The sequence below is a fragment of the Olsenella sp. An290 genome (assembly GCF_002159535.1).
Taxonomy (GTDB): Bacteria; Actinomycetota; Coriobacteriia; order Coriobacteriales; family Atopobiaceae; genus Thermophilibacter.
The window spans coordinates 1-22,371 of the sequence record NZ_NFIU01000018.1 but is presented as its reverse complement, the minus strand read 5'-3'; the positions used below and the strand labels follow the sequence as shown (position 1 = coordinate 22,371).

Sequence of the window (22,371 nt, the reverse complement as noted above, 5' to 3'; positions counted from 1 at the left end):
CGGTCCCGCCTGCGCCGCCGGCCCGCTCGCGGGCGGGAAAAATAGGCGAACGGCGCGTGGCTAGAATGATGGGGTCAAAGCGTCCGAGAGGAGTTCCCATGAGCTGGTACGAGCCGTCCTTCGTCTATCAGGTGTATCCGCTGGGCCTTACCGGCGCGCCGTACGAGAACGACGGCGTGCTCGAGCACCGGCTCCGCCGGCTCACGGACGGCGGCTGGGTCGAGCACATGGAGCGGCTCGGTGTCACGTGCCTGCTCCTGAACCCCGTCTTCGAGTCCGACTCCCACGGCTACGACACGCGCGACTACACCAAGGTCGACTGCCGTCTCGGCACGAACGAGGACCTGCGCGCCCTGGTGGACGACTGTCACGAGGCCGGTATCAAGGTCCTTCTTGACGGGGTGCTCAACCATGTGGGGCGCGGCTTCTGGGCGTTCCAGGACGTGCTCGAGCGGCGCGGCGAGAGCCCGTACGCCGGCTGGTTCGAGATCGACTTCAACGGCAACAACTGCTTCAACGACGGCCTCTCCTACAGCTGCTGGGAGGGCGCGGCCTCCCTCGTGAAGCTCAACCACTGGAACGAGGGCCTGAACGACTACCTGGCCGACGTCATTCGCGGCTGGGTGCGCGACTTTGACATCGACGGCCTTCGCCTGGACGTGGCGTACTGCCTCGACCAGGGCTACCTGCGCTCTCTGCGCACCCTTGCCAACCAGATCGGCCAAGAGCGGGGCGAGAAGTTCGTGCTCGTGGGCGAGACCATGTTCGGCGACTACAACCAGTGGATGGGCGACGACCTCTGCGACTCCGTGACCAACTACGAGGCCTACAAGGGCCTGTGGTCCTCCATGAACTCCGCCAACATGCATGAGATCGCCTACGCGCTGGAGCGCCAGAGCGGAAGCCACCCGTGGGACCTCTACACGGGGCGCCACCTGCTCGACTTTGTGGACAACCACGACGTGCCGAGAATTGCGACCAAGCTGGATGACAAGCGTCAGCTGCGCCCGCTCTACGGCCTGCTCTTTGGCATGTGCGGCGTGCCGGCGGTCTACTACGGCAGCGAGTGGGGAATCGAGGGCGAGCAGCTCCCCGGCGACCACGAGCTGCGCCCGGCGCTCGAGGCCCCGGAGTGGAACGAGCTCACGGACTGGATCGCGGACCTCGCCCGGGCGCGCGAGGACTCGATGGCCCTGGTCTGGGGAGACTACACGCAGCTCCAGTGCCAGCCGCAGCAGCTCGTGTTCCAGCGCACCTACGCCGGGGGCGAGCACGGGACCTACGAGCGCGTGATCGTGGCGGTCAACGCCTCCGCCGAGGCGACCGTGCTGCACTTTGACGCGGGCTGCGGGCGCGCCGTGGACCTCATCACCGAGGAGCCCCATGACTTTGGCGGCGGCTCCGAGCTCGGGCCCTTCTCGGTCGCCTACTGGCGCTGCGAGGGGTAGGGGCTAAGGGCGGCCCCTTGCCACCGCGTCCCCCTGTGCGGCTGCTGGCCGCCGCTAGCGGCTGCTGGGCAATCGAGGAGGCCTCGGGCAGCACAGCGGGCGCGATGGCGTCGACGGTGCACTTGGGGTTTTGGGATCGGGCTGCTCGGCCGCGCCGTCCGCGAGTGAGGTGCGGATCTGGTCGGGGATGAGCGGCGGCCCGAAAGGCATTCCAGGGGCGTTGCGGGGCGTGCTGCCAGAACGGTTTTGTGTGGTTGGGCTCCTGTCGTTCGCCGGGAGAGCCGATTTTGCCGGATTCCGGTCGGTATTGGGTCACATGATTGATGTGGGGAACCCGCTGCGCGGCCTGTGACGGCGTTTTTATCGTCCCAAAGCCCTGGTCCTGCCGTTTTCGATGCGGGATTGGGTGGCATGTTTGATATTTGGGCGCGTTCATATCAAACATGCCACCCAATTCCGAAGCGGCTTTCCCGGCGCGTGGGTGAGGGCGGCCTGCGGCCCTGGGCGAGAAGGACCCCGGCCCGCGGCGCCGGGCGAGAAGAACCTCGGCTCGCGGCCCCGTGAGAACCGCGACAACCTACCCTGTCACGTTTGCCAAAAAAAAGGCCCCGGACGCACGTCCGGGGCCTTGGGGTCCGAAGGGGAGACGCTTACTGGACCTGAGCCACCATGGCCATGTTGGTGGAGGTGGTGTAGTCGCCCAGGCGCGGGGAGGTCTGCGGGTCGCCAGCGGTGATGACGACGATGTCGCCGGACTCGACGAGGTCGTTCTGGCGCGCGACGGTCAGCGCGTTGTAGAGCGTGCTGGAGAGCGAGCCCTGCTCGGTGGTGCGGTAGGCGTAGACGCCCCAGTAGAAGCAGGTGCGACGGATGGTCTCCTCGCTCGGGGACATCGCGAAGAGCGGCATCTTCGGGCGGAAGGTCGCGATGAGGCGGGCGGAGCGGCCGGAGTGCGTGGGGGCGAGGATGCACTTGGCGTTCACGCGGTCGGCCATCTCGAGCGCGGCAAAGCCGGTGGCGCCGTTGACGTTGCGGACGCCGCCGCGGTCGTGGTACTCCTTGCGCTCGGGCAGGTACTTCTCGGTCTCCTTGCAGATCTCGGACATCGTGCGGACGGCGTCGATGGGATACTTGCCGGCCGCGGTCTCGCCGGAGAGCATGACGCAGTCGGTGCCGTCATAGATGGCGTTGGCGACGTCGGTGACCTCGGCGCGCGTCGGGCGCGGGTTGCGCTGCATGGAGTCGAGCATCTGGGTGGCGGTGATGACCGGCTTGTAGTGCGCGTTGCACTTCTTGATGATGGTCTTCTGGATGTGCGGGACCTCGGCGGCCGGGACCTCGACGCCAAGGTCGCCACGGGCGACCATGCAGCCGTCGGCCTCGTGGAGGATCTCGTCGAAGTTCTTCACGCCCAGGACGCTCTCGATCTTGGGGAAGATCTGGACGTTGGGCGCGCCCATCTCAACGCAGATCTTGCGGATCTCCTGGACGGCCTTGCCGTCGCGGATGAAGGAGGCGGCGATGGCGTCGATGCCGAGCTCGCAGCCAAACATGATGTCGGCGCGGTCCTGGGCGGTGACGGAGGGCAGGCCGATGTTGACGTTGGGGACGTTCACGCCCTTGTGCTCGCCGAGCTCGCCGCCGTTGGTGATGGTGCAGTGCATGTCGTTGCCCTCGACGTGGTCGACCTCAAGGCCGATGAGACCGTCGTCGATCAGGATGACGGAGCCCTTCTCCACCTCGTTGGGGAGGTTCTTGTAGTCGAGCGAGAAGCGCTCGGCGGTGCCCACGACGTCGTCGTCGGTGGTCACGATGCAGGTCTTGCCGGTCTCGAGCATGACCTTCTTGCCGTCCTTGAGCAGGCCGGTGCGGACCTCGGGGCCCTTGGTGTCGAGCAGGATGGCAACGGGGATGGAGAGCTCGCGAGAGAGGCGGCGCACCTTCTCGATCATGGTGCGGTGGTACTCGTGGCTGCCGTGGGAGAAGTTGAAGCGCGCGACGTTCATGCCGTGAAGGATGAGCTGGCGCAGCACCTCCTCATCCTCGGTGGCGGGACCCATGGTGCAGACGATCTTGGTCTTCTTCTTGTTGAACAGCATCGAAACCTCTCTTTTGTCGATAGTACCCCGACGATGATACCCCGAATGCTAGCAGACCACGCTCCGGTCAATGAAGTCGGTTCCGTCAGCGAACGCCTGAGCGTTGTCAAGGGTGACACGCGCAATCTCCCCGAGCGCCTCGTGCGTGAAAAACGCCTGGTGGCTCGTCATGACGACGTTGGGGAACGAGCAGAGACGGGCGGTTACAGAATCTATCACCTGGCCGGCGTGGTTCTGATAGACGTTGGGGCCCTCCTCGTCGTAGACGTCAAGGCCCGCGGCGCCGATCTTGCCGGACAGGATGCCGCGGATGAGGGCCTGGGTGTCAACGAGGCCGCCGCGCCCGGTGTTCACGAAGATCACGCCGTCCTTCATCTTCTCGATGGACTCGTCGTTGATCATGTGGCGGCTCTCGTCGTTGAGGAACGCGTGGAGCGAGATGAGGTCGCTTCGGCGGTAGAGCTCGTCGTAGTCAACGTACTCGTCCACGATGCCCTCGTCCACGAGCCCCTGGTTGGGGTAGAGGTCGGAGCCGAGCACCTTCATGCCGAAGCCCTTGCAGATGCGGCAGAGCGCCGCGCCGATGCGGCCGGTGCCGATGATGCCGGCCGTCTTGCCGTGGAGCGTCTCGCCCACGAGGCCGTCGAGCGAGAAGTCGTTCTCGCGCACGCGGATGTAGCCCTTGCAGATGCGGCGGTTGGCGGCGAGGGCAAGGCCCATGGCGTGCTCGGCGATGGCCTCGGGGGAGTAGGCGGGGACGCGGGTGACGCGCAGGCCGAGGTCCTTGGCCACGGCCACGTTCACGGCGTCGAAGCCGGCGCAGCGCATGAGGACGAGCTTCACGCCAAAGCCGGCGAGGATCTCGAGCGTCATGGCGCCGCAGTCGGCATTGACGAAGGCGCAGACGGCGTCATAGCCGCGGGCGAGGGCCGCCGTCATGGGGGTGAGGTTCGACTCGGTGAAGTCGATCTTGATGTTGGGGTAGTCGACGAGCTCCTTCTGGAATGACGCCTTGTCGTAGCTGGCGGTCCCGTAGAAGAGGATGTTCATCCGGGTTCCTTTCTGAAATGCGCTCGCGCGCACGTTGACATTGTCCGGCTCTCTAGTTTAGCGCGCGCAAGAGGAGTGTAAGGAGTACGTTCACCGAAAAAGGCTTGCATAATCACGGGTATGAGATATGGGCAGGGCCGGCCGGCGGCAAGTGGCGGGGTCCCGGCGGCCTCGCCGCGGTGACGTACGTGAACGGAAGGGCGGTTTCGGGTATCATAAGGACGTTCTGTCAGCTGCCCGGCATGGCAGCCTTGACGAGCCCTTGCCCCTCCTGGGGAATTATGATCGGGCGTCAACCTGTCGGGCACAACGTCCCAACCCAGGAGGAGAAAAACGTTGAAAGAGTACCTAGCGTCCACCAAAGACGTGCTGGGTGAGCTTTCCTCAAACGAGGAGAGCGGCCTGACCTCGGCCGAGGCGTCGAGCCGCCTGGCCCAGTACGGGCCCAACGAGCTCGAGAAGGAGGAGAAGACCCCGCTCTGGAAGCGCTTCTTCGAGCAGATGGCGGACCCCATGGTCATCATGCTCATCGTGGCTGCCGTCATCTCGGCCGTGACCGGCATGATCCAGGGCGAGCCCGAGTGGGCGGACGTCATCATCATCATGGCGGTCGTCATCATCAACTCGGTCCTCGGCGTCGTGCAGGAGGCCAAGAGCGAGCAGGCGCTCGAGGCCCTGCAGCAGATGAGCGCCGCCCAGTCCAAGGTCATGCGCGACGGCAAGCTCGCCCACCTGCCGTCCGCCGAGCTCGTCCCCGGCGACATCGTCCTTCTCGAGGCCGGTGACTCCGTGCCCGCGGACTGCCGCATCCTGGAGAGCGCGTCCATGAAGATCGAGGAGGCCGCCCTCACCGGCGAGTCCGTCCCCGTGGAGAAGCACGTCGAGGCCATCGCGCTGGCCGCGGGCGCCGACGACGTGCCCCTGGGCGACCGCAAGAACATGTGCTACATGGGCTCCACCGTGGTCTACGGCCGCGGGCGCGCCGTGGTGGCCGGCACCGGCATGAAGACCGAGATGGGCAAGATCGCCGGCGCCCTCACCACCGCCAAGAAGGAGCTCACGCCGCTCCAGATGAAGCTCAACGAGCTCTCCGGCATCCTTACCAAGCTGGTGCTGGCCATCTGCGTGATCATCTTCGCGGTGGACATCGTGCGCCACTTCGGCGAGCTGGGCTCCCACCCCGAGATGATCCTCGACACCTTCATGGTGGCCGTGTCCCTTGCCGTCGCCGCCATTCCCGAGGGCCTCGTGGCCGTGGTCACGATCGTGCTCTCCATGGGCGTGACCAAGATGGCGCGCCGCCAGGCCATCATCCGCAAGATGACCGCGGTGGAGACGCTGGGCTGCACGCAGGTCATCTGCTCGGACAAGACCGGCACCCTCACCCAGAACAAGATGACCGTCGTGAAGCACGTGGCCGCCGCCCCCGAGGAGAAGCTGCTCGCGGGCATGGCGCTGTGCTCCGACGCCAAGTGGGATGCCGAGAAGGGCGAGTCCCAGGGCGAGCCCACCGAGGCCGCGCTGGTCAACGACGCCGCCCAGGCGGGCATGACCGGGCTCGACGTGGAGCACCCGCGCGTGGGCGAGGCCCCGTTCGACTCTGGCCGCAAGATGATGTCCGTGGTGGTCGAGGAGGCCGACGGCTCCTACGAGCAGTACACCAAGGGCGCGCCCGACGTGGTGGTGGGCCTGTGCACCCACGTCTACGAGGGCGGCAAGGTCGTCCCGATGACCGAGGAGCGCCGCGCGCAGATCCTCGCGAGCAACAAGTCCATGGCCGACGAGGCCCTGCGCGTGCTCGCGCTGGCGTCGCGCACCCACAAGGAGATTCCGGCCGACTGCTCCGCCGAGGCGCTCGAGCACGACCTCACGTTCTGCGGCCTCTCCGGCATGATCGACCCGGAGCGCCCCGAGGTGGCCGCCGCCATCAGCGAGGCGCAGGGCGCCGGCGTGCGCACCGTCATGATCACGGGCGACCACATCGACACCGCCTTCGCCATCGCCAAGAACCTCGGCATCGCGACCGACCGCAGCCAGGCCATCACCGGCGCGGAGCTCGACAAGATGTCCGAGGACGAGCTCGACCGCAACATCGAGCGCTACTGCGTCTACGCCCGCGTCCAGCCCGAGCACAAGACGCGCATCGTCGAGGCGTGGAAGTCCAAGGACAAGATCGTCGCCATGACCGGCGACGGCGTGAACGACGCCCCCTCCATCAAGCGCGCCGACATCGGCGTGGGCATGGGTATCACCGGCACCGACGTCACCAAGAACGTCGCCGACATGGTCCTCGCCGACGACAACTTCGCCACGATCATCAGCGCGGTGGAGGAGGGACGCCGGATCTACGACAACATCCGCAAGGTCATCCAGTTCCTGCTCTCCGCCAACATCGCCGAGGTCCTCTCGGTCTTCGTGGCCACGCTCGTGGGCTTCACGATCTTCCAGCCGGTGCAGCTGCTCTGGATCAACCTCATCACGGACTGCTTCCCGGCGCTGGCGCTGGGCATGGAGGACGCCGAGGGCAACGTCATGAAGCGCAAGCCGCGCAACGCCTCCGACGGCGTCTTCGCGGGCGGCATGGGCCTCGACATCGCGGTCCAGGGCGTCATCATCACGGTGCTCGTGCTGGCGAGCTTCTTCGTGGGCGTGTACTTTGACATGGGCTACATCGACATCGCGGACATGATCGCCGGCACCGCCGACGAGGAGGGCGTCACCATGGCGTTCATCACACTGTCCATGGTGGAGATCTTCCACTGCTTCAACATGCGCAGCCGCCGCGCGTCGCTGTTCAGCATGAAGAAGCAGAACAAGTGGCTCTGGGGCGCCGCGCTTCTGGCGCTGGTGCTCACCGTCGTGGTGGTCGAGGTGCCGTTCCTGGCCGAGATGTTCGGCTTCATGGAGCTGCCGATCGAGGCGCTCGCCTGGGCCATTGGCCTGGCGTTCCTGATCATCCCGATCATGGAGGTCTACAAGGCCGTCATGCGCGCGGTCGAGAAGAACCAGTAGCCGCGTCGCTCCCAGCGACCCTCAAGGCCCCGGCGTCCCGTCGGGGCCTTTTTTCTGACAAGGGCGGCGGGACGGCCCGCCAGGCCCCCGCGCGACGCAGCGCTATACTGGCTGTGCAGGAGACGAGAGAGGAGCCGCGTGGCGAAGCGTTCCCCCAGGAGACGGCGTGTCGGGTGCCCGGGCAGCGCGCCCGCGCTGCCGGCGCTCTCCCAGCTCACCGAGCTCCCGCGCTTTGACGAGCTCTCCTCGAGCGAGCGTCAGCGCAGCGCCTTCGGGTCCGCCTGCGAGCGCGCCGTCGAGGCGGGGGCCTCCCGCGCCGAGCTCGTCATGGGCTGCGTCGTCCGTCTGGACCGCGGGTTCCCGGCGGTGCTCTCCGCCGACGCCCTCTTCCGCGCCGAGTTCTCCGCGCGCCTCACCAAAGGCGGGCTCGCCGGCCGCGCCGACGCGCGCGTGGCGGTGGGCGACTGGGTGTGCGCCCGGCGACCTCACGGCCACGACATGGGCCTCATCGAGGAGATCTTGCCGCGCGAGAGCGACATCGCCCGCTGGCGGGGCAGGGCGCGCGGCGAGCGGCAGACGCTTGCCGCCAACGTCGACGTGGTGCTCGTGGTGCAGCAGCTCGGCGAGCGGCCCGTATCGCTCGACCGCGTGGCGCGCTCGGCGGTCATTGCCCGCGACTGCGGGGCCGAGGTGGCCGTGGTGCTCACCAAGGCCGACCGCGCCTCCGACGAGGTCCTGGGCCGCGACGTCGCGGCCGTGCGCGAGGTCCTGGGCGCGGGGTGCCCGCTCGCCCTTACCACCTCGGCGACCGATAGGGCAGAGGTCGCGCGCGTGACGGCGCGTGCGGGAGAGCTCGGGGTCCCCTGGGGCGTGGGGGCGGTGCGCGCCCTCGTGCCGGAGGGCGTTGTCGCCATCGTGCTCGGTGAGTCCGGCGCGGGGAAGTCCACCCTGCTCAACGCTCTGCTCGGGCGCGAGGTGCTCGAGACGGGCGCGGTGCGCGAGACGGACGACATGGGTCGTCACACCACCGTCGCGCGGCGGATGGTGTCGCTCCCGGGCGCGGGCGTCATCGTGGACGAGCCGGGCCTGCGAAGCCTTCCCATCGTGGGCCACGAGCGCGGCCTGGCGCAGGCGTTTCCCGACATAGCGGAGGCAGCCGGGACGTGTCGCTTCCGCGACTGCACGCACACGCACGAGCCCGGCTGCGGGGTCCGCGCCGCGTACGAGGCCGGGGCCTTTGGGCAGGTGCGCCTTTCCTGCTACCTTGCGCTTGCGGCCGAGATGCGCGCGAGCGCGGCCTCCCTCGACCCTGACGTGGTCATCTAGCCATCCGGAGATTCCCGGCGGGCCCGCTTCCCAGGCAGGGAGGCGGGCCCGTCTCTGTGACGGGCGCCCTCGCGCGCCCAGGGTCTCACGCGCGTTGGGCGGGTCAAAAAACTTATGTCAAGTGAGTCCATCTGGGCGGGGGCCTCGGGCGGGAAGCGGCGGGGCAGCCCCCGGGAAGGCCCGTGTCGGGGTTTCCTCGATTGAGCGCGGGCCCTGAGCCCGGCGGTCGGACAATCGCCTACACGTCCAACCACCGTCCCGCCCGGGAGAAAGGGGCCCGCCCATGACCCGTCGCCTCAGGTTCGTCATCTCAGGCTCGTGCGCGCTGCTCGCCGCGGCGCTCTGCCTGCTGTACGGACGTCAGGTCCGCGAGGAGGCGGACCGGGTGAGGACCGAGGCGCTCGAGCGCTATGGCGGCGAGGTGGTGAGCCTCGTCGTGGCGCCCGAGGGCATCGAGGCGGGCGAGGTGGTGAGCGGGAGGAACGCGACCGAGCGCGACTGGCTCTCCGACCTTGCTCCCGAGGGTGCGGTGACGTCGCTTGACGAGGTCATGGGGACCGAGGTGACGGTTCCGGCCGCCCCGGGAGCCCCGCTCACGGCCCTCAACTTCCGCGACAGCTCCGATGCCCTCGAGGTTCCGGACGGGCATGTCGCCCTCTCACTTCCCGTGACGGACGACCTGGGGCTTCCCGAGTCGGTTACGCCGGGGATGACGCTTGCGGCCTACGAGGTGGGGGATGACGGCGTCTCGCTCCTGGCGCCGGGGCTCGTGGTGCTGCGCGCGCCGTCGTCGGACGGCCGTGCGCTCGGAGGTCGGGGGAGCGTCTCTCTGGCCGCGCTCCCGGAGAGCGTGGCCGGCGTGCTCGCCGCGTCCTCCGAGGGGAGCCTGCGCCTGGCGCTGCCCGCGGACGACGCCCCCGACCTTGGCGCCAGCGATCCGGAGGCCCCCTCCGAGGTGCCCGCGGACGAGGCGGGGGAGGTGGGGCAGTGAGCGAGTGGATGGCCCTCTGTGGCGAGAAGGACCGTGTCGCCCTGGCCCGGGCGCTGAGGTCGTGCGACCCGGCCGCCAGCGTGGAGTTTGTCGGGACCGCGGACGCGTTGCGCCGCGCCCTTCTCGAGGCGGTCCCCAATGGCATGGCGGCTGCGGTGGGGCCCCTTGCAAGCGGGGTCTCCGACGTGAACCTCGCGGCCGCCATAGCGCAGGACGGCAACGCGCGCTCCGTCGCGCTGGTGAGGAGGGACGTCACGGGTTCGCTCCGGTCTCGCGCCGCGCGGGCCGGGATCGACTACGTGATCGAGCTCTCCGAGCACGAGGGGGCTCCGGAGCGCGGGGCGGAACCGTCGGGTGCGGGGCCTGCCGCCCAGGGGCGCCTTGCCCCCGCAGGTCCGCAGGCCCCCTTGCCCGCGCCCCTCGCGCTTGCCGGCGGCGCTCCCGACCCGGACGGCCGGGGCGCGGTGGTGACCCTTTGCTCGGGAAGGGGAGGGGTGGGCAAGACCCTCATCGCCGCGCTCGCGGCGGCGCACGCCGCGCGCTGGGGCATGCGGGTCCGCGCGCTCGACCTTGACCTCTCGTGCGGCAACCTCTACAGCTGCTTTGCCCTTCCCGGGGGCTCCGACCTCGCCCGTCTGGCGGACGAGGGGGAGGTTGCCGGCGCGCTTGCCCGCATCGGGGCCGACGCCGCCCCGGGGCTCAGCGTTTTCGGGCCCTGCGAGCGGCCCGAGGAGGCCGAGCTCGTGGCTCCGCTCGCGGGGAGGGTCATCTCCGAGCTCGCGCATGGGGCGGACCTCGTCATCGTGGACACGTCCCCGACCTTCACCGATGCCGTCGCGCAGGCCGCCCAGGCCTCCGACCGGCTCGTCATCGTCTCGGACGGTCGTCCCGGCTCTCTCGCCTCCCTTGCCCGGACGAGCGGGCTTGCCGTGCGGCTTGGGGTCGCTCGGACCCGCATCGCCCGGGTCGAGAACCGGGCGAACCCGCGCGAGCGTGCCGACCTCTCCCTCGGCAGGGCCGAGGTGGGCCTTGAGGCGGCGCGGGTCTTCCGGATCTTCGAGGGAGGGGCGGAGGCGGAGGAGCTGCTCGGGGCGGGCAGGGCCGTCGAGCTTGCCGAGGAGCCCTCGGCGCTCTCGGATTCCGTGGCGACCATGATTGCGCAGGTGCTCGCCGAGCTCGGCTCCCTGCCGGACTGCGAGGAGGCCCGTCGGGCCGCGGAGGGCCCTGCGCGCCGTCGCGGGACGGGCCTTCTCGGACTGCTGAGGGAGGCGAGGTAGCCATGTCCGTGCTCGAGCTCGTCCGCGAGGCTCGGTCCGACGCCTCCCGTCCGCCCGAGGGCGGGGCTCGTCTCAGGGAGGCCCGGGAGCGCCTCAAGGCGGCGCTCGTCGAGCGCCTTGGGCTCTCGGTCATTGCGGAGATGCTCTCCGCCGAGACGGCGGAGCGGGCACGCTCCGAGCTCGGCGTCTCGCTCGAGTCCATTCTCAACACGCAGGGCTTCGAGGGGCTCTTTCCCGACGAGCGCTCCCTGCTCGTGCGACAGGTCCTCGACGAGGTCTGCGGCCTCGGTCCCATTCAGCCGCTGCTCGAGGACGACGAGATCACCGAGGTGATGATCAACGGGTGCTCCGCGCTCTTCTACGAGCGCGCCGGCGAGCTCCACCCCGCCGACACCGTCTTTGACTCTCCCGAGCAGATCATGATCGTGATGGACCGCATCCTCGCGCCCCTTGGGCGCCGTCTTGACCGCGCGAGCCCCCTCGTGAGCGCGCGCCTGCCCAACGGCGACCGCGTGAACGCGGTGGCGGCCCCCATCGCCATCGACGGGCCGGCAATCACCATCAGGAAGTTTTCCGACCGCATCCGCACGCTGCGGACGCTCGAGGAGCTCGGGTCCCTTCCGGGCTGGTACGCACGGCTTCTGTCCTGGGCCGTGCGGGCAAGAAGGTCGCTTGCCGTGGCGGGCGGTACGGGGTCGGGCAAGACCACGCTCCTCAACGCCCTCTCCTGCGAGATTCCCGTGAGGGAGCGAATCGTGACCATCGAGGACGCCGCCGAGCTGCGCTTTGACGCCCACCCAAACGTGGTGAGGCTCGAGGCCCGCTCGGCCTCTATCGAGGGGTCGGGCGAGGTGACCATCAGGGACCTCGTCAAGAACGCCCTGCGCATGAGGCCTGACCGCATCGTGGTGGGCGAGGTGCGGGGCGGCGAGTGCGTCGACATGCTCAACGCGCTCAGCACCGGCCACGACGGCTCGCTCACGACCCTGCACGCCGGAAGTTCCGAGGAGGCCGTGATGCGGCTCGTGCTCATGGCGCGCTTTGGGATGGACCTCCCGACCACGCTGATCGAGGAGCAGGTCGCCACGGCCATAGACCTCATCGTGGTGATGAGACGGCTTTCTGACGGGTTGCGTGTGGTGACCTCGCTCACGGAGGTCTCGCGCGGGGCCTCGGGCGAGGTGGTCCTGGACGAGTGCGTCTCGTTTGACCAGGGGCGCCGCTCCTGGGTCCTCGTGCACGAGCCGGCCTTTGTCGCGAGGGCGGTCATGGACGGCGTGCTGGACGGAGGGGAGGTGGAGCGATGGAGGTCCTGCTCGTCATAGGCGTCGCCCTCGCCGCGGGCGTCGCCGCCCTGGCGCTCTCGGGCGCGAGGGTTCCGGTCGCGCCTCCCGCCCGCCTCCTCGGGTGCTCCGTGCGCCGTGCGCTCCGCCTGGCCGTACGTCTCTCGAGGACCCCCACCGTGGGGCGCCTTCTCGGCCACACCTCCCTAAGGCGTCTGGCCGAGGGGCTCTCCGTGGCCCCAGCCGCCCGTGCGCTCGGTCTTGACGCCGGCACATGCGTCGTCCTCCTTCTCTGGGCGCTTGCGCTGTCGTCGGTCGCGGTCGCGGCGCTCATGCGGTCGCCCGGCGCAGGCGTTGTCTGGGCGCTCGCGCTGGCCGGGGCCTGCCCTGCCCGGGAGGCCGCGCGCCGGCGTCGCGAGCGCAGGGAGGTTCTTGCCGAGATGCCGGGCATCTTCCGCACGCTCTCGGTGGCCATGGGGTCAGGGCAGACGCTCGCGCAGTCCGTCGAGTACGTGGGCGCGCACGAGCGCGGTCCTGCCGGCGCGGTCTTTGCGCGGATGTCGCTGCGGCTGAGGTGTGGCATTCCCACCGAGGAGGCGGTCGGGCTCCTTTCCCGCGAGCTCGACGTGCCCGGCGCCGCGCTTCTTGCCACGGCGCTCGTCATCGCGCACCGCACGGGAAGCCCGCTTCGCGACCTGCTCACACGCTCGGCGCGCCTGGCCGAGCGCCAGGGGGAGTTCGAGCGCATGCTGAGCGTCAAGACCGCACAGGTGAGGCTCTCGGTGCGGATCGTGTGCCTGCTCCCGGCCATCATGGTCGGAGTGCTCGCGCTCATCTCCCCCGACTTCCAGAGGGGGCTCGCCACGGTTTCCGGCGCGGGATGCGTCCTCGTGGCCGCCCTGCTCGACGGGCTGGCCCTCGCGCTCATCCGGCGCCTCATGGGCGGGGTGGCGTGATGGGCGCCGGGTCGGCTGCGATCGCCCTCCTCGCAGGGGCTCTTGCGGGGATGTCGTCCCTCCTCGCGCTCGGCGCTCCGCTCCCTCGCGCGGGCGGGGCCCGCGCGCCCGCGCGCCTTTGGGGCGCCGTCTGCGCCCTCCCCCCGGTCGCGTCGCTCCGAGCGGCCGAGTCGCGGGCGGGCGCGCGGAGGGACTGCCTTGCCGAGCTGCCCGTTCTTCTCGACGTGGTCACGCTTGGCCTTTCGGCGGGGCTCTCCTTTGACTCCGCCCTCGAGCTCTACTGCGAGCGCTCCGAGGGCGAGCTTGCGAGGGCGTTCTCGAGGGCGATGCTCAGCTGGCGCATCGGGACGGCATGCCGTGAGGAGGCGCTCGCCCGGCTTGCCGACGAGCTCGACGTCGCAGCGATACGGCGGTTTGCCTCGGTCGTGGCCGAGTCGCTCGCGTTTGGGACGCCGCTTGCCGAGGCGCTCGAGCGCCAGGCGCATGCCATTCGGGAGGAGCAGCGCGCCCAGGTGGAGGAGGAGATCGAGCGCGTGCCCGTGAAGATGCTCGTGCCGCTGGGGACCCTCATCGTCCCCGCCATGTTCCTGGCGATCCTGGGCCCGCTCCTGGGGTCCGTGCTGGTGGCCGGCTAGGGCCGGCCCAACGAGAGAGGAGAGTTCGATGACAGAGGAAAGCCTGGCGAGAAGGGCCCTGACGGGCGTCGCGCGCGTGGCGCGCGACCGTTCGGGGCAGGGCACGACGGAGTACGCGATCCTCGTGGGGGTCCTCGTGGTGATCGCGATCGTTGCGATCCTGGCGTTCAGGGACAAGGTGGCGGAGCTGTGGGACGCGATAGCAAGCGGCATCAACTCGCTCTGAGGCTCGTCGCGGGTCTTGCCGTCGCCGTCCTGCTCGCCCTGGCGGCGGGTCCCTGGGGCCCGGAGCCTGACGGGGGCGGTCCGGACGAGGAGCCGCCTGCGGGGCAGGAGGGGGACGGTGCGATCGGGGGAGGCCGTCTTGGCGAGCTCGTCGGCGCGGCCGAGGCGTTCTCCTACGAGAGCGAGCTGGGGGTCGTCGGGGAGGCTGCCCGGGTGCTCGAGGGCTACGAGTCGGCAGGGGACTGCGTCGTCGCCCAGGCGGGGTATCTCGACCTTTCGGGAAGGACGTGGGGATGCGTGCTGCAGGGAAGCGGTTGGGTGGAGATCTGCGTGGTCAGCGAGCGGGCAGACGGCTCGGGAAGCGTGGTCGGCGTCTGGCGCATGGACGCCGGCGACGTCGCTCGCGCGCTCGGGCCCTCGGCGCAGGGGGACAGTCCACCGTCGAGTACCTGATGGTGCTCTCGGCCTTCGTCGCGATGGTCCTTGCGCTCGCGCTCATCTGGGACGCCGCGCGAGGGGGCGGGATCGTCGCGCTCGCGACGGGCGCGGCCTCCCACGGGACGGGGGCGGGCGTCGTGGCCTTCCTCCAGGACGTCTCGGGATTCTGAGATGGGTGGGCGTGCTGCGGGGGCGGTCGGGCGGCGGCTCGGGCAGTCCACGGTGGAGGCGGCCCTGCTCGTCCCGACGGCGCTGGCGCTCGTTGCGCTTCTCGTGCAGCCCGCCTGCCTGCTCTACACGCGGGCGGTCATGGCGTCGGCTGCGCACGAGGCCGCGCGGCTCGTGGCCACGTCTCGCGATCCCGAGCGCGCGGCCCGCGCCTTTGCGCTACGCCGTCTCGCGGCCGTGCCTGACGTGGCGGCCTTTCACGAGGGCGGCCCGGAGGGCTGGGAGGTCCGGGCGGGGGCGCCCGACGAGGGCGGCCGGGTGACGGTGGAGATCGAGGGGAGGGTCCGCCCGCTTCCCCTCCTGGGGGCCATCGTCTCCGCTCTGGGGCCGCAGGAGGATGGGGCGGTGGTCGTGAGGGTCGAGGCCGCGCAGGACGCGCGCGCCCGTTGGATTGGGGGGAGCTATGAGGAGTGGATCGGGGTCTGGGGTTGAGCGCGGGGCGCCCGTGCTCTCGCTGTTCCGCGACGCGAGGGACGGCTTCACCACGGTCGCCGTGGCGGTTGCCCTGGTGCTGAGCCTTGCGCTCACGTTCTCCGTGGCCACCGCCACGTGGGTCGCGGGCCGCTCGTCCGAGGTTCAGCGCGTGGCTGACGCAGGGGCGATGGCGGGCCAGAACGCGGTGGCGGCCTTCTCCACGATCGCGCAGGTCGTCGATGCGTGCGTCCTGAGCATGGGCCTTGCCGGCGTCGTCGTGCTCGGGGCGGGGCTCGTGGTTTCCTGCGTCCCGGGGCTCTCCGCGGCCGGGGCGGGGGTGACGGAGGCCGGGAGGGGCATCCTTGACGCGCGACGCGGCTTCGCGCGGTCAGCGGCCGAGGGGATCGAGCGCCTTGAGGCGACGCTTCCCCTGCTCGTCGTGGCGAACTCGGCCTCGTGCGTCGCCGCCAACTCGGGGGATGGCCTCTCGTACGCGGGGTGTGCCCTGCCGTTTCCCACGGAGTCTCGCTCGGACTTCTCGGCGCTTCGGTCAGACGTTGACGACCGTCGTCTCGAGGAGCTCTCCGATCAGATGGGGGAGGCCTCCGACGAGGCCGAGGAGGCCCACGACGCCGCCCGCGCCGCGCTCGAGCGGGGGTGGCTGGCCGACTGCGGGAGCGTGCCGTACTGCCTTCGGGAGCGCGCGGGCTCGCTTGCCGGCCTTGCCGGGGCGCTCAACCCCGACTATCCCGACGCGTCATCATGGTCGTTCGGGGCTCCCCTCCTGCGCGCCCGCGCCTACTACGCCGCGCGCCTCGAGGCCGAGGTCGTGGCCGGGGACGATCCCGAGGAGCTGACCGACTCGGCCTGCCGGAGGGCCTACTACGCCTACGCGCTCCAGGAGGTCAGCCGGGGGTCGTACGCCGAGGCCCCCGACGGGTCCGTGAGCATCGAGCTCCCGTCGCTGCCGAGCAACACCGACCAGACGAGGGAGACCGAGCTCTACACCGACGCGACCTGGCCCTGTACCGAGGAGGCGGCCGGGCGGACCCTTCACTCGTCGCCGCTCTGCCCCGGCGCGACGGGAGCCCCCTCTGGCACGGCGTCCCTCTCGGCGCTCGACGCGGGCTCGGTCCGCCCCTGCGCGACGTGCAAGATGGACGTGGTCGACCTTGGGAGGGTGGCCACGGCCTCGACGGCGATCGAGAACGGCTTCGAGCACCACTGGCGCCTCATCGTGGAGGCCTCCGAGGAGTACGAGCGGGCGAGAAACGAGGAGGTTGCCGCCGAGGGCCGCGCGAGGGAGCTCGCCGAGGAGGCGGAGGGCGTCTTCGCGTGGGCCCTCGAGCAGCTCTCCGTCGCGCGGCCGAGGCTCTGCCCACCGGGCGCCTGGGGATGCGTCTCCGTCGTCACGCGAGACGCCCGGGACGTTCCCGCGGGCCTCACGAGCGCCTTTCTGTCCTCGGCCGAACTGCCCGCGGGCGCGGCCGTCTCGGCGGCCGCCCTGGCGCCTGACGACTCGACGGCGCGAAACAGCGTGCTCTCTCGGTTCCTCGATGCGCTGGGGGCGGGGGACTCTGCGCTCGGGGGCGCCCTCGATGGCGTCATGGAGCTCTGGGGGAGCCTGCTCGTCGGGTATGGCTCGGCCTATGGCGACGTGGCCAGGGCGGGCGGGGAGTTCCTCGACGGCCTTGACGGCGTTCTTGGCGGGACGGTCGGCTCCTGGCTCAGGGCGCGGCTCACGCAGGTTATGGAGGCCACGGGCTTCGAGCCGGTCGACCTGCGCCTCAGAAAGCCCGTGCTCGTGAACACGCGCGACGTGCTCGACCAGAGCGGCCTCGAGCAGCTCTCGACGGTCCGCTCCCTCGTCGACGCGCTTCCCGCGCATGGGTCGCCCGAGGAGTTCGCCAGGGCCATGGGGGTCTGGGTCGTCGACGAGGTGGGGTCGGGCTCGCTCACCGTGGCCGAGGTACCCGTCCCCGGGACGGGGCTCTCCATCCCGCTCACCATAGACCTCTCCGCCCTTGCGGGGGCGGCGTGAGGGCGCCGTGCGGAGCTGTCTCTCGGGGCGCGCGGGAGGGGCAGATGGCCGTGGAGCTTGCGATCGTGGCGCCCGTGGTCATCGTCGTGGCGCTCGTGCTCGTCAACCTCATGATGTTCGCCGAGGCGTGCGCGGCGTTTGACCAGGCGTCCCTTGACGCCGTCATCGCCCACGGCGTCTCGCCCGCGGGGGAGCAGACCGAGGTGGCGGCCGTCGAGGAGGTCCGCTCGGCGCTCGCGGGCGCGCTCGGGCGCGAGGGGTCGTGCGAGGTGGAGGTGCGCGCCGAGCGGGCGTCCTCGGGCGAGCAGGGGTCGATCATGGCAATATCCCCGCTGCTCACCCGCTACGTCTGCACGCTCACCTACCATCCATGGCCCCGACTTCTGCGCATGCCGGGAATCACCCTTGCCGCGCCCCTTGTGCTTCGGCACGAGCGGGAGCTCGTGGTCGATCGGTTCAGGCCCGGGGTGGTGGTCTGAGTGAACCTTGCGAGGCTCGCGTCGGACGCCTGGTCCCGAGACCCCATCGAGGTCCGGGTGCTCTCCTCTTGGCGGGAGCGCCTTCGGGGGCTTCTCGGCTCGGGGGAGGATGCTCGTGCGGTGCTCATCACGCGGTGTGGCTCCATCCACACCTTTGGGATGCGCTACCCCCTCGACGTGGCGTTTTTGAGCGAGGTCGGGGTGGTGCTCGCGGTGTTTCGGGGCGTGTCGCCCGGGGAGTTTCGCTCGCACCCCGAGGCGTGGTGCACGATCGAGCGTCCCGCCCGCAAGGGGGCGTGGCTCGAGGAGGGCGAGCAGCTGTGGGTCGTCTCCGTCAGCGTTGGCATGGCGGGGTAGGGAGATGGGAGCTTCCATGAGACAGGTGTCGGGCGTGCACAGGGGATACGCGACGAAGCTCTGCCCGCGGTGCGGGTCGGAGCTCTACGATGACATGGCGGTCTGCTACGGCTGCCTCTACGACTTCTCCCGGGACCCGTCGCACGGCGCGGGGGAGCTGGTGCCAGGAGCGCCCGCGGGCCTCTCGGGCGGGGGACAGGGGGACACTGTCGACCTCTCCCGTTCCGCAGCTCCCGTGCCGGCCCCGCCCGAGAGGACGGGCGTGTTCGTGCGGACGGCGTCCGTCGACGTCTGGGTTCCCGTGGGGGAGGAGGGTGCGACCCTGGGAAGAGACCCCGCGAACGACGTGGTGCTGCACTCGCCTGCGGTGTCGAGGCGTCACCTCAGGCTGACGCCCGTTCCGGAGGGCATGGAGGTCGCCGACCTCGGCTCCACGAATCCGGCCACCTACCGAGGGCGTGAGGTCGACCGCGTGGTGGTTCCCTACGGTGATGCGGTCGGGGTTTGCGGATGCCTTCTCGTCATGACGGGGCCCGTCGCGGGGAGGGGGTGTGTGGAGGAGCCCGCCGCCCTATAATGGCACTGCGTTCCCGGGAAGGGCGCGCAGCGCACCTCCGGGCGTCCGGAAGGCCGCCCGCGCCGTGCGCCGCTGCCGGCTCTTCCTGGGGTACCTCGCCCTGTCCTTCTCGCGCGCCTGCATGTGGTCAGGGTGCCTGGGGGTCGGGCGCGGTCAGGCCGATGGGGGAGAGAGCATGATTCAGGAGTTCGAGCGCGAGCACGCCTTTGACAACGCCTTTGCGCCGCACGAGGCGCGGCCCGGCGACTACCTGCTCCACTTTCGCGAGGGGGCGTGTCTCACGAGGGTCACGCACGTGGGCGGTGCGGATGCCGACGCGGGCGACTCTGGCGAGGTCATCGAGCTTCCGCGCGTGGAGGAGCTCGGGCGTCGGCCTCGGCAGGTGACCTACCTCTTCTCCCTGGGCCCCGAGCGCTTCTTCCTGGCACTTGACGACCGCGTGCCGGTGCCGTCGGGGTTTTCCTATGAGTCCGTGAGCTGGCTGCGCCGGGCCGAGCCACAGCACCTGCTCTTTGCCGCGGCGACGGCCTCGCAGCTCGACCGATGGTATCGGGACAACCGTTTCTGCGGGCGCTGCGGCGCGCCCACCGAGCTCGCCCCCACGAGCCGCGAGATCGTGTGCCCGGAGTGTGCCAGAATCGTCTACCCCAAGATCTGCCCTGGCGTCATCTGTGCCGTGACCAGCTGCGAGGGCGGGGAGGAGCGAATCGTCCTCACGCGCTACGCCGGGCGCACCACGGCGCTCTGGGCCCTTGTGGCCGGCTTCACCGAAATCGGCGAGCCGCTTGAGGACACGGTCCGCCGTGAGGTGGCGGAGGAGGTCGGTCTCTCCGTCAAGAACCTGCGCTTCTACAAGAGCCAGCCGTGGAGCTTCACGGATACCCTCATGGCGGGGTTCTGGTGCGAGGTCGACGGGGACGACGAGCTGAGCGTGGACCGCTCGGAGCTCAAGGAGGCGCGCTGGTTCCGCCGCGACGAGATTCCGCTCGAGCGGGTGGGGGACCGCGCGAGCCTGACGGGCGAGATGATCGAGCGCTTTCGCCTTATGGGGCGCAGGGCCTGGGAGTAACCGTTCCGGCACCGGGCGCCGAGCCGGCCCCGCTAGTCCCGCTTCTCGTAGTTGCGCTCGCGAATCTCGCCGAGCGTGCGCTCAGCGGCCTCTTCCTCTGGGGTCATGTAGTCGATGAGGTCCCCGGGCTTGCAGTTGAGAACCTGGCAGAGCGCCTCGAGCGTGGAGAAGCGCATGCCGCGGATGTGGCCGTTCTTGATGTTTGAGAGGTTGACCGTCGAGGTTCCGACGCGCTTTGCGAGCTCCGTCGACGTAATCTTTCTCTCTGCCATGACGCGGTCGAGCCGCATGATGATGGGCACCGGTGACCTCCTGATGAGCCGAACAGTTATCTCACGATATTAAACGTACAGTTCAGTCTATATCATTCGGACAGCATGGGGATGCGTCGACGTGGGGCGAGGGGGCCTCACTGCGGCCCCCTCGCCCCGGAGGTGCCCGAAGAGCCTAGAGGAACGAGTCCGAGTCCTCCTTGAGCACGTTGCCGTAGCGCACCACCATGGCGAGGCATGCGAGAAACACGACCATCACGACGACCTTGAGGTCGATCCCCTGAAGCCCTCCAGCCCCTTGAAGGACGTTCTGGTGAGAGGGCTGATTGATATAGCTGAAAACGGGGAGATGCGAATCCATCGCAGCACGTAGTGCGAGAAAGACGGAGGCAACGATGAGCCTTCTCGACTGGGCTCTGCCGAACGGGGTTGAGCCTGCGGCAAAGTGGCGCAGGAACTGGGCAAGATAAACCACCGATACCAAGATGGTGACTAATGAGGCCGCTTCCGACAAGAAGGTCCCGATTGGTTCGGAGGGTCCCATTATGCAGAATATGGCAAGTATCGCAAGGCAGAAGAGCGCCATCAAGTACATGCAGATTGACCCAACGAGTGAGGCGGTCTTGGCGTGACGGTACTCGTTCTTAAGTTCCTCAGGCATAGCACTGCTCCTAGACTCCAATGTAGAAATCGCCAATAACGATGCAGATCAGGCCTCTGCCCTCGATCTCAAACAGCATCTTGTCCACCTCCCTTCGGCATGAACCGCTGTTCCAGTAGGTCGCCGAGCCGCGCATAGTAAGAGCGCGAGAGCTCGCAGTAGGGGTCGCGGCCCTCGAGTCCGAGGCCGCTCAGGTACGCCCGCGCGCGACACCCGCCGCCGCAGAGGACGCGCTTGTCGCACGAGCCGCACCCATCGAACATCCGCGCGTCAAGGGACCGGAAGCGCCGTGCCACTGCCCCGCCCATGATCTTCTCGGCAGGGTCCGTGAAGGCGTTGCCGAGGGTGAGCGCGGGGTCGTGGAGCATGTGACAAGGGTAGACGGTCCCGTCTGCGGCCACGCTGAGGGTCCTGACGCCCGCACCGCACGTAGCCCGCGCGGCGAGCGCGACGCCCGGCCCGAGCAGGTCGTCCCCGCACCCGCCCTTTCCGTCGGCGACCGAGCGCCCGAGCTCTGCGAGGTCGTCCTCCCCGATCGCGTAGTCGCCGAGCTCCGCGATGGGCGCGGTGAGCAGGCTGAACCCGAGCGATGCCCCGAGCTCGCGCGCGAGCTCGCGGTAGGCGTCCTGGTCCTCGAGGTTTCTGCCGTGAAGGGTGGGCAGGACGCGAGCCTCTATCCCGGCGTCGCGAACGGCGCGGACGGCCTCGACGAGCCGTGCTGCGCGCCGCTCTCCGCGCAGGTGGGGGACCGAGCGCTCGTCTGGGCCGTCAAAGGCAACGGCGATGCAGCTCACGAGCCCTGCAAGTGCCGCCACTGCCTCGTCCGTGACGAGCAGCCCGTTGGTGAGGACGATGACCTCGCCGATTCCTGCCTCGCATGCCCGCTCGGCGAGGCGCGCAAGGTCGTCGCGCAGGAACGGCTCGCCGCCGGAGATGACGATGCGCTGCGCACCGAGCCCTCCCAGCAGGTCGAGGGCACGCGCCAGCTCCGGGAGGCTGGGGTCGGGAAGGGCGTTTCTGCCCGCGTCCTCGGAGTAGCAGAAGCGGCAGCTGAGGTTGCAGCGCTGGGTGACGTGGAGGTAGGCCGACATGACCTGCGGCACGCTTCCGTCGAGGTCCTTCTCGCCGTCCTCGAGATAGCCGCCACGCGCCAGGTGCTCGGCGAGCTCTCGGCAGGACTCGGGAACTTCGCTCGGGGCAACGTCGCGCGTGGAGAGCTCGTCGCAGAGGGCACGCCCCTCGGGCGTGAGGCCAATGAGCCCTCCCGTGACACGGTTCCCCACCATGGGCACGGACCCGAGGCAAAATGCCTCGGCATGCGGCGCGAGCCTCATCGGTCCCCCTTTCCGTTTTTAACCTTAACGTTGCCTTAAATGATAGTGGAGAATGACCCGCTCACAAGGCTTGACCGTTAACGGAATAATGAAGACCGTTTAGCAGTTACAGCAATAAATTAATTGTATCGTTGCTTATAGGGAGTTGAGGGGAGGGGCGGAGGGCGTGCGGAGCCCCCTTCGGTTTTTGGGAGGAGGG

General features: G+C 69.5%; 22 protein-coding genes. 17 read left to right on the top strand and 5 right to left on the bottom strand.

Annotated elements, in window-relative coordinates:
• Nucleotides 1–98 precede the first annotated feature (98 nt).
• Nucleotides 99–1,448, top strand: a complete 1,350-nt coding sequence (locus B5F84_RS08425; RefSeq protein ID WP_087322791.1) for an alpha-amylase family glycosyl hydrolase — start codon at nt 99–101, stop codon at nt 1,446–1,448.
• Nucleotides 1,449–2,098: 650 nt separating this feature from the next.
• Here the strand turns inward: B5F84_RS08425 and pyk are convergent.
• Together pyk and B5F84_RS08415 are read right to left on the bottom strand one after the other, a co-directional pair.
• Complete coding sequence (gene pyk, locus B5F84_RS08420) at nt 2,099–3,547, bottom strand: pyruvate kinase (RefSeq protein ID WP_204205544.1); 1,449 nt, start codon at nt 3,545–3,547, stop codon at nt 2,099–2,101.
• 48 nt (nt 3,548–3,595) lie between these two features.
• The gene (locus B5F84_RS08415; protein WP_087322788.1) at nt 3,596–4,597 is read right to left on the bottom strand and encodes a 2-hydroxyacid dehydrogenase; all 1,002 of its coding nucleotides are present in this window, start codon (nt 4,595–4,597) and stop codon (nt 3,596–3,598) included.
• Between the two features lie 336 nt (nt 4,598–4,933).
• Here B5F84_RS08415 and B5F84_RS08410 point away from each other — a divergent pair, with 336 nt between their 5' ends.
• From B5F84_RS08410 to nudC, 16 genes are all read left to right on the top strand, one after another.
• Nucleotides 4,934–7,609, top strand: coding sequence for a cation-translocating P-type ATPase (locus B5F84_RS08410; protein WP_087322785.1), 2,676 nt, complete (start codon nt 4,934–4,936; stop codon nt 7,607–7,609).
• Between the two features lie 138 nt (nt 7,610–7,747).
• The gene (gene rsgA, locus B5F84_RS08405) at nt 7,748–8,935 is read left to right on the top strand and encodes a ribosome small subunit-dependent GTPase A (RefSeq protein WP_087322782.1); all 1,188 of its coding nucleotides are present in this window, start codon (nt 7,748–7,750) and stop codon (nt 8,933–8,935) included.
• A gap of 283 nt (nt 8,936–9,218) precedes the next feature.
• The gene (locus tag B5F84_RS08400; RefSeq protein WP_087322779.1) at nt 9,219–9,926 is read left to right on the top strand and encodes a hypothetical protein; all 708 of its coding nucleotides are present in this window, start codon (nt 9,219–9,221) and stop codon (nt 9,924–9,926) included.
• Nucleotides 9,923–11,203: a hypothetical protein gene (locus B5F84_RS08395; protein WP_087322776.1), complete on the top strand. Its 1,281-nt coding sequence runs from the start codon at nt 9,923–9,925 to the stop codon at nt 11,201–11,203. The genes B5F84_RS08400 and B5F84_RS08395 overlap by 4 nt, the downstream gene beginning before the upstream one ends.
• A 2-nt stretch (nt 11,204–11,205) precedes the next feature.
• Complete coding sequence (locus tag B5F84_RS08390) at nt 11,206–12,528, top strand: CpaF family protein (protein WP_087322773.1); 1,323 nt, start codon at nt 11,206–11,208, stop codon at nt 12,526–12,528.
• The gene (locus B5F84_RS08385) at nt 12,507–13,442 is read left to right on the top strand and encodes a type II secretion system F family protein (protein ID WP_087322769.1); all 936 of its coding nucleotides are present in this window, start codon (nt 12,507–12,509) and stop codon (nt 13,440–13,442) included. The genes B5F84_RS08390 and B5F84_RS08385 overlap by 22 nt, the downstream gene beginning before the upstream one ends.
• Nucleotides 13,442–14,077, top strand: coding sequence for a type II secretion system F family protein (locus tag B5F84_RS08380; protein ID WP_087322766.1), 636 nt, complete (start codon nt 13,442–13,444; stop codon nt 14,075–14,077). The genes B5F84_RS08385 and B5F84_RS08380 overlap by 1 nt, the downstream gene beginning before the upstream one ends.
• A gap of 28 nt (nt 14,078–14,105) precedes the next feature.
• Complete coding sequence (locus B5F84_RS08375) at nt 14,106–14,303, top strand: class III signal peptide-containing protein (RefSeq protein WP_087322764.1); 198 nt, start codon at nt 14,106–14,108, stop codon at nt 14,301–14,303.
• Complete coding sequence (locus tag B5F84_RS08370) at nt 14,267–14,755, top strand: hypothetical protein (protein ID WP_087322762.1); 489 nt, start codon at nt 14,267–14,269, stop codon at nt 14,753–14,755. The genes B5F84_RS08375 and B5F84_RS08370 overlap by 37 nt, the downstream gene beginning before the upstream one ends.
• Nucleotides 14,755–14,910: a hypothetical protein gene (locus B5F84_RS09635; protein ID WP_204205543.1), complete on the top strand. Its 156-nt coding sequence runs from the start codon at nt 14,755–14,757 to the stop codon at nt 14,908–14,910. Before B5F84_RS08370 ends, B5F84_RS09635 begins: the two co-directional genes overlap by 1 nt.
• 1 nt (nt 14,911) lies before the next feature.
• A complete protein-coding gene (locus B5F84_RS08365) occupies nt 14,912–15,400 on the top strand; it encodes a TadE family protein (protein WP_087322761.1) in 489 nt (162 codons plus the stop codon).
• Between the two features lie 13 nt (nt 15,401–15,413).
• On the top strand, nt 15,414–17,423 hold the full coding sequence (locus tag B5F84_RS08360) for a hypothetical protein (protein ID WP_087322758.1): 2,010 nt from the start codon (nt 15,414–15,416) through the stop codon (nt 17,421–17,423).
• 44 nt (nt 17,424–17,467) lie between these two features.
• Complete coding sequence (locus B5F84_RS08355) at nt 17,468–17,902, top strand: hypothetical protein (protein WP_087322755.1); 435 nt, start codon at nt 17,468–17,470, stop codon at nt 17,900–17,902.
• Complete coding sequence (locus tag B5F84_RS08350; RefSeq protein ID WP_204205542.1) at nt 17,903–18,259, top strand: DUF192 domain-containing protein; 357 nt, start codon at nt 17,903–17,905, stop codon at nt 18,257–18,259.
• Nucleotides 18,260–18,275: 16 nt separating this feature from the next.
• Nucleotides 18,276–18,836 (top strand): FHA domain-containing protein, encoded by a 561-nt coding sequence (locus B5F84_RS08345; protein WP_204205541.1) that lies wholly within the window; start codon nt 18,276–18,278, stop codon nt 18,834–18,836.
• Nucleotides 18,837–19,011: 175 nt separating this feature from the next.
• Nucleotides 19,012–19,905, top strand: a complete 894-nt coding sequence (nudC, locus tag B5F84_RS08340; protein WP_087322754.1) for an NAD(+) diphosphatase — start codon at nt 19,012–19,014, stop codon at nt 19,903–19,905.
• Nucleotides 19,906–19,937: 32 nt separating this feature from the next.
• Here the strand turns inward: nudC and B5F84_RS08335 are convergent, their stop codons facing one another.
• From B5F84_RS08335 to B5F84_RS08325, 3 genes are all read right to left on the bottom strand, one after another.
• Nucleotides 19,938–20,207, bottom strand: coding sequence for a helix-turn-helix transcriptional regulator (locus B5F84_RS08335; protein WP_087322752.1), 270 nt, complete (start codon nt 20,205–20,207; stop codon nt 19,938–19,940).
• A gap of 145 nt (nt 20,208–20,352) precedes the next feature.
• A complete protein-coding gene (locus B5F84_RS08330) occupies nt 20,353–20,838 on the bottom strand; it encodes a hypothetical protein (RefSeq protein WP_087322748.1) in 486 nt (161 codons plus the stop codon).
• Between the two features lie 68 nt (nt 20,839–20,906).
• On the bottom strand, nt 20,907–22,172 hold the full coding sequence (locus tag B5F84_RS08325; protein ID WP_087322745.1) for a radical SAM protein: 1,266 nt from the start codon (nt 22,170–22,172) through the stop codon (nt 20,907–20,909).
• Nucleotides 22,173–22,371: the final 199 nt, after the last annotated feature.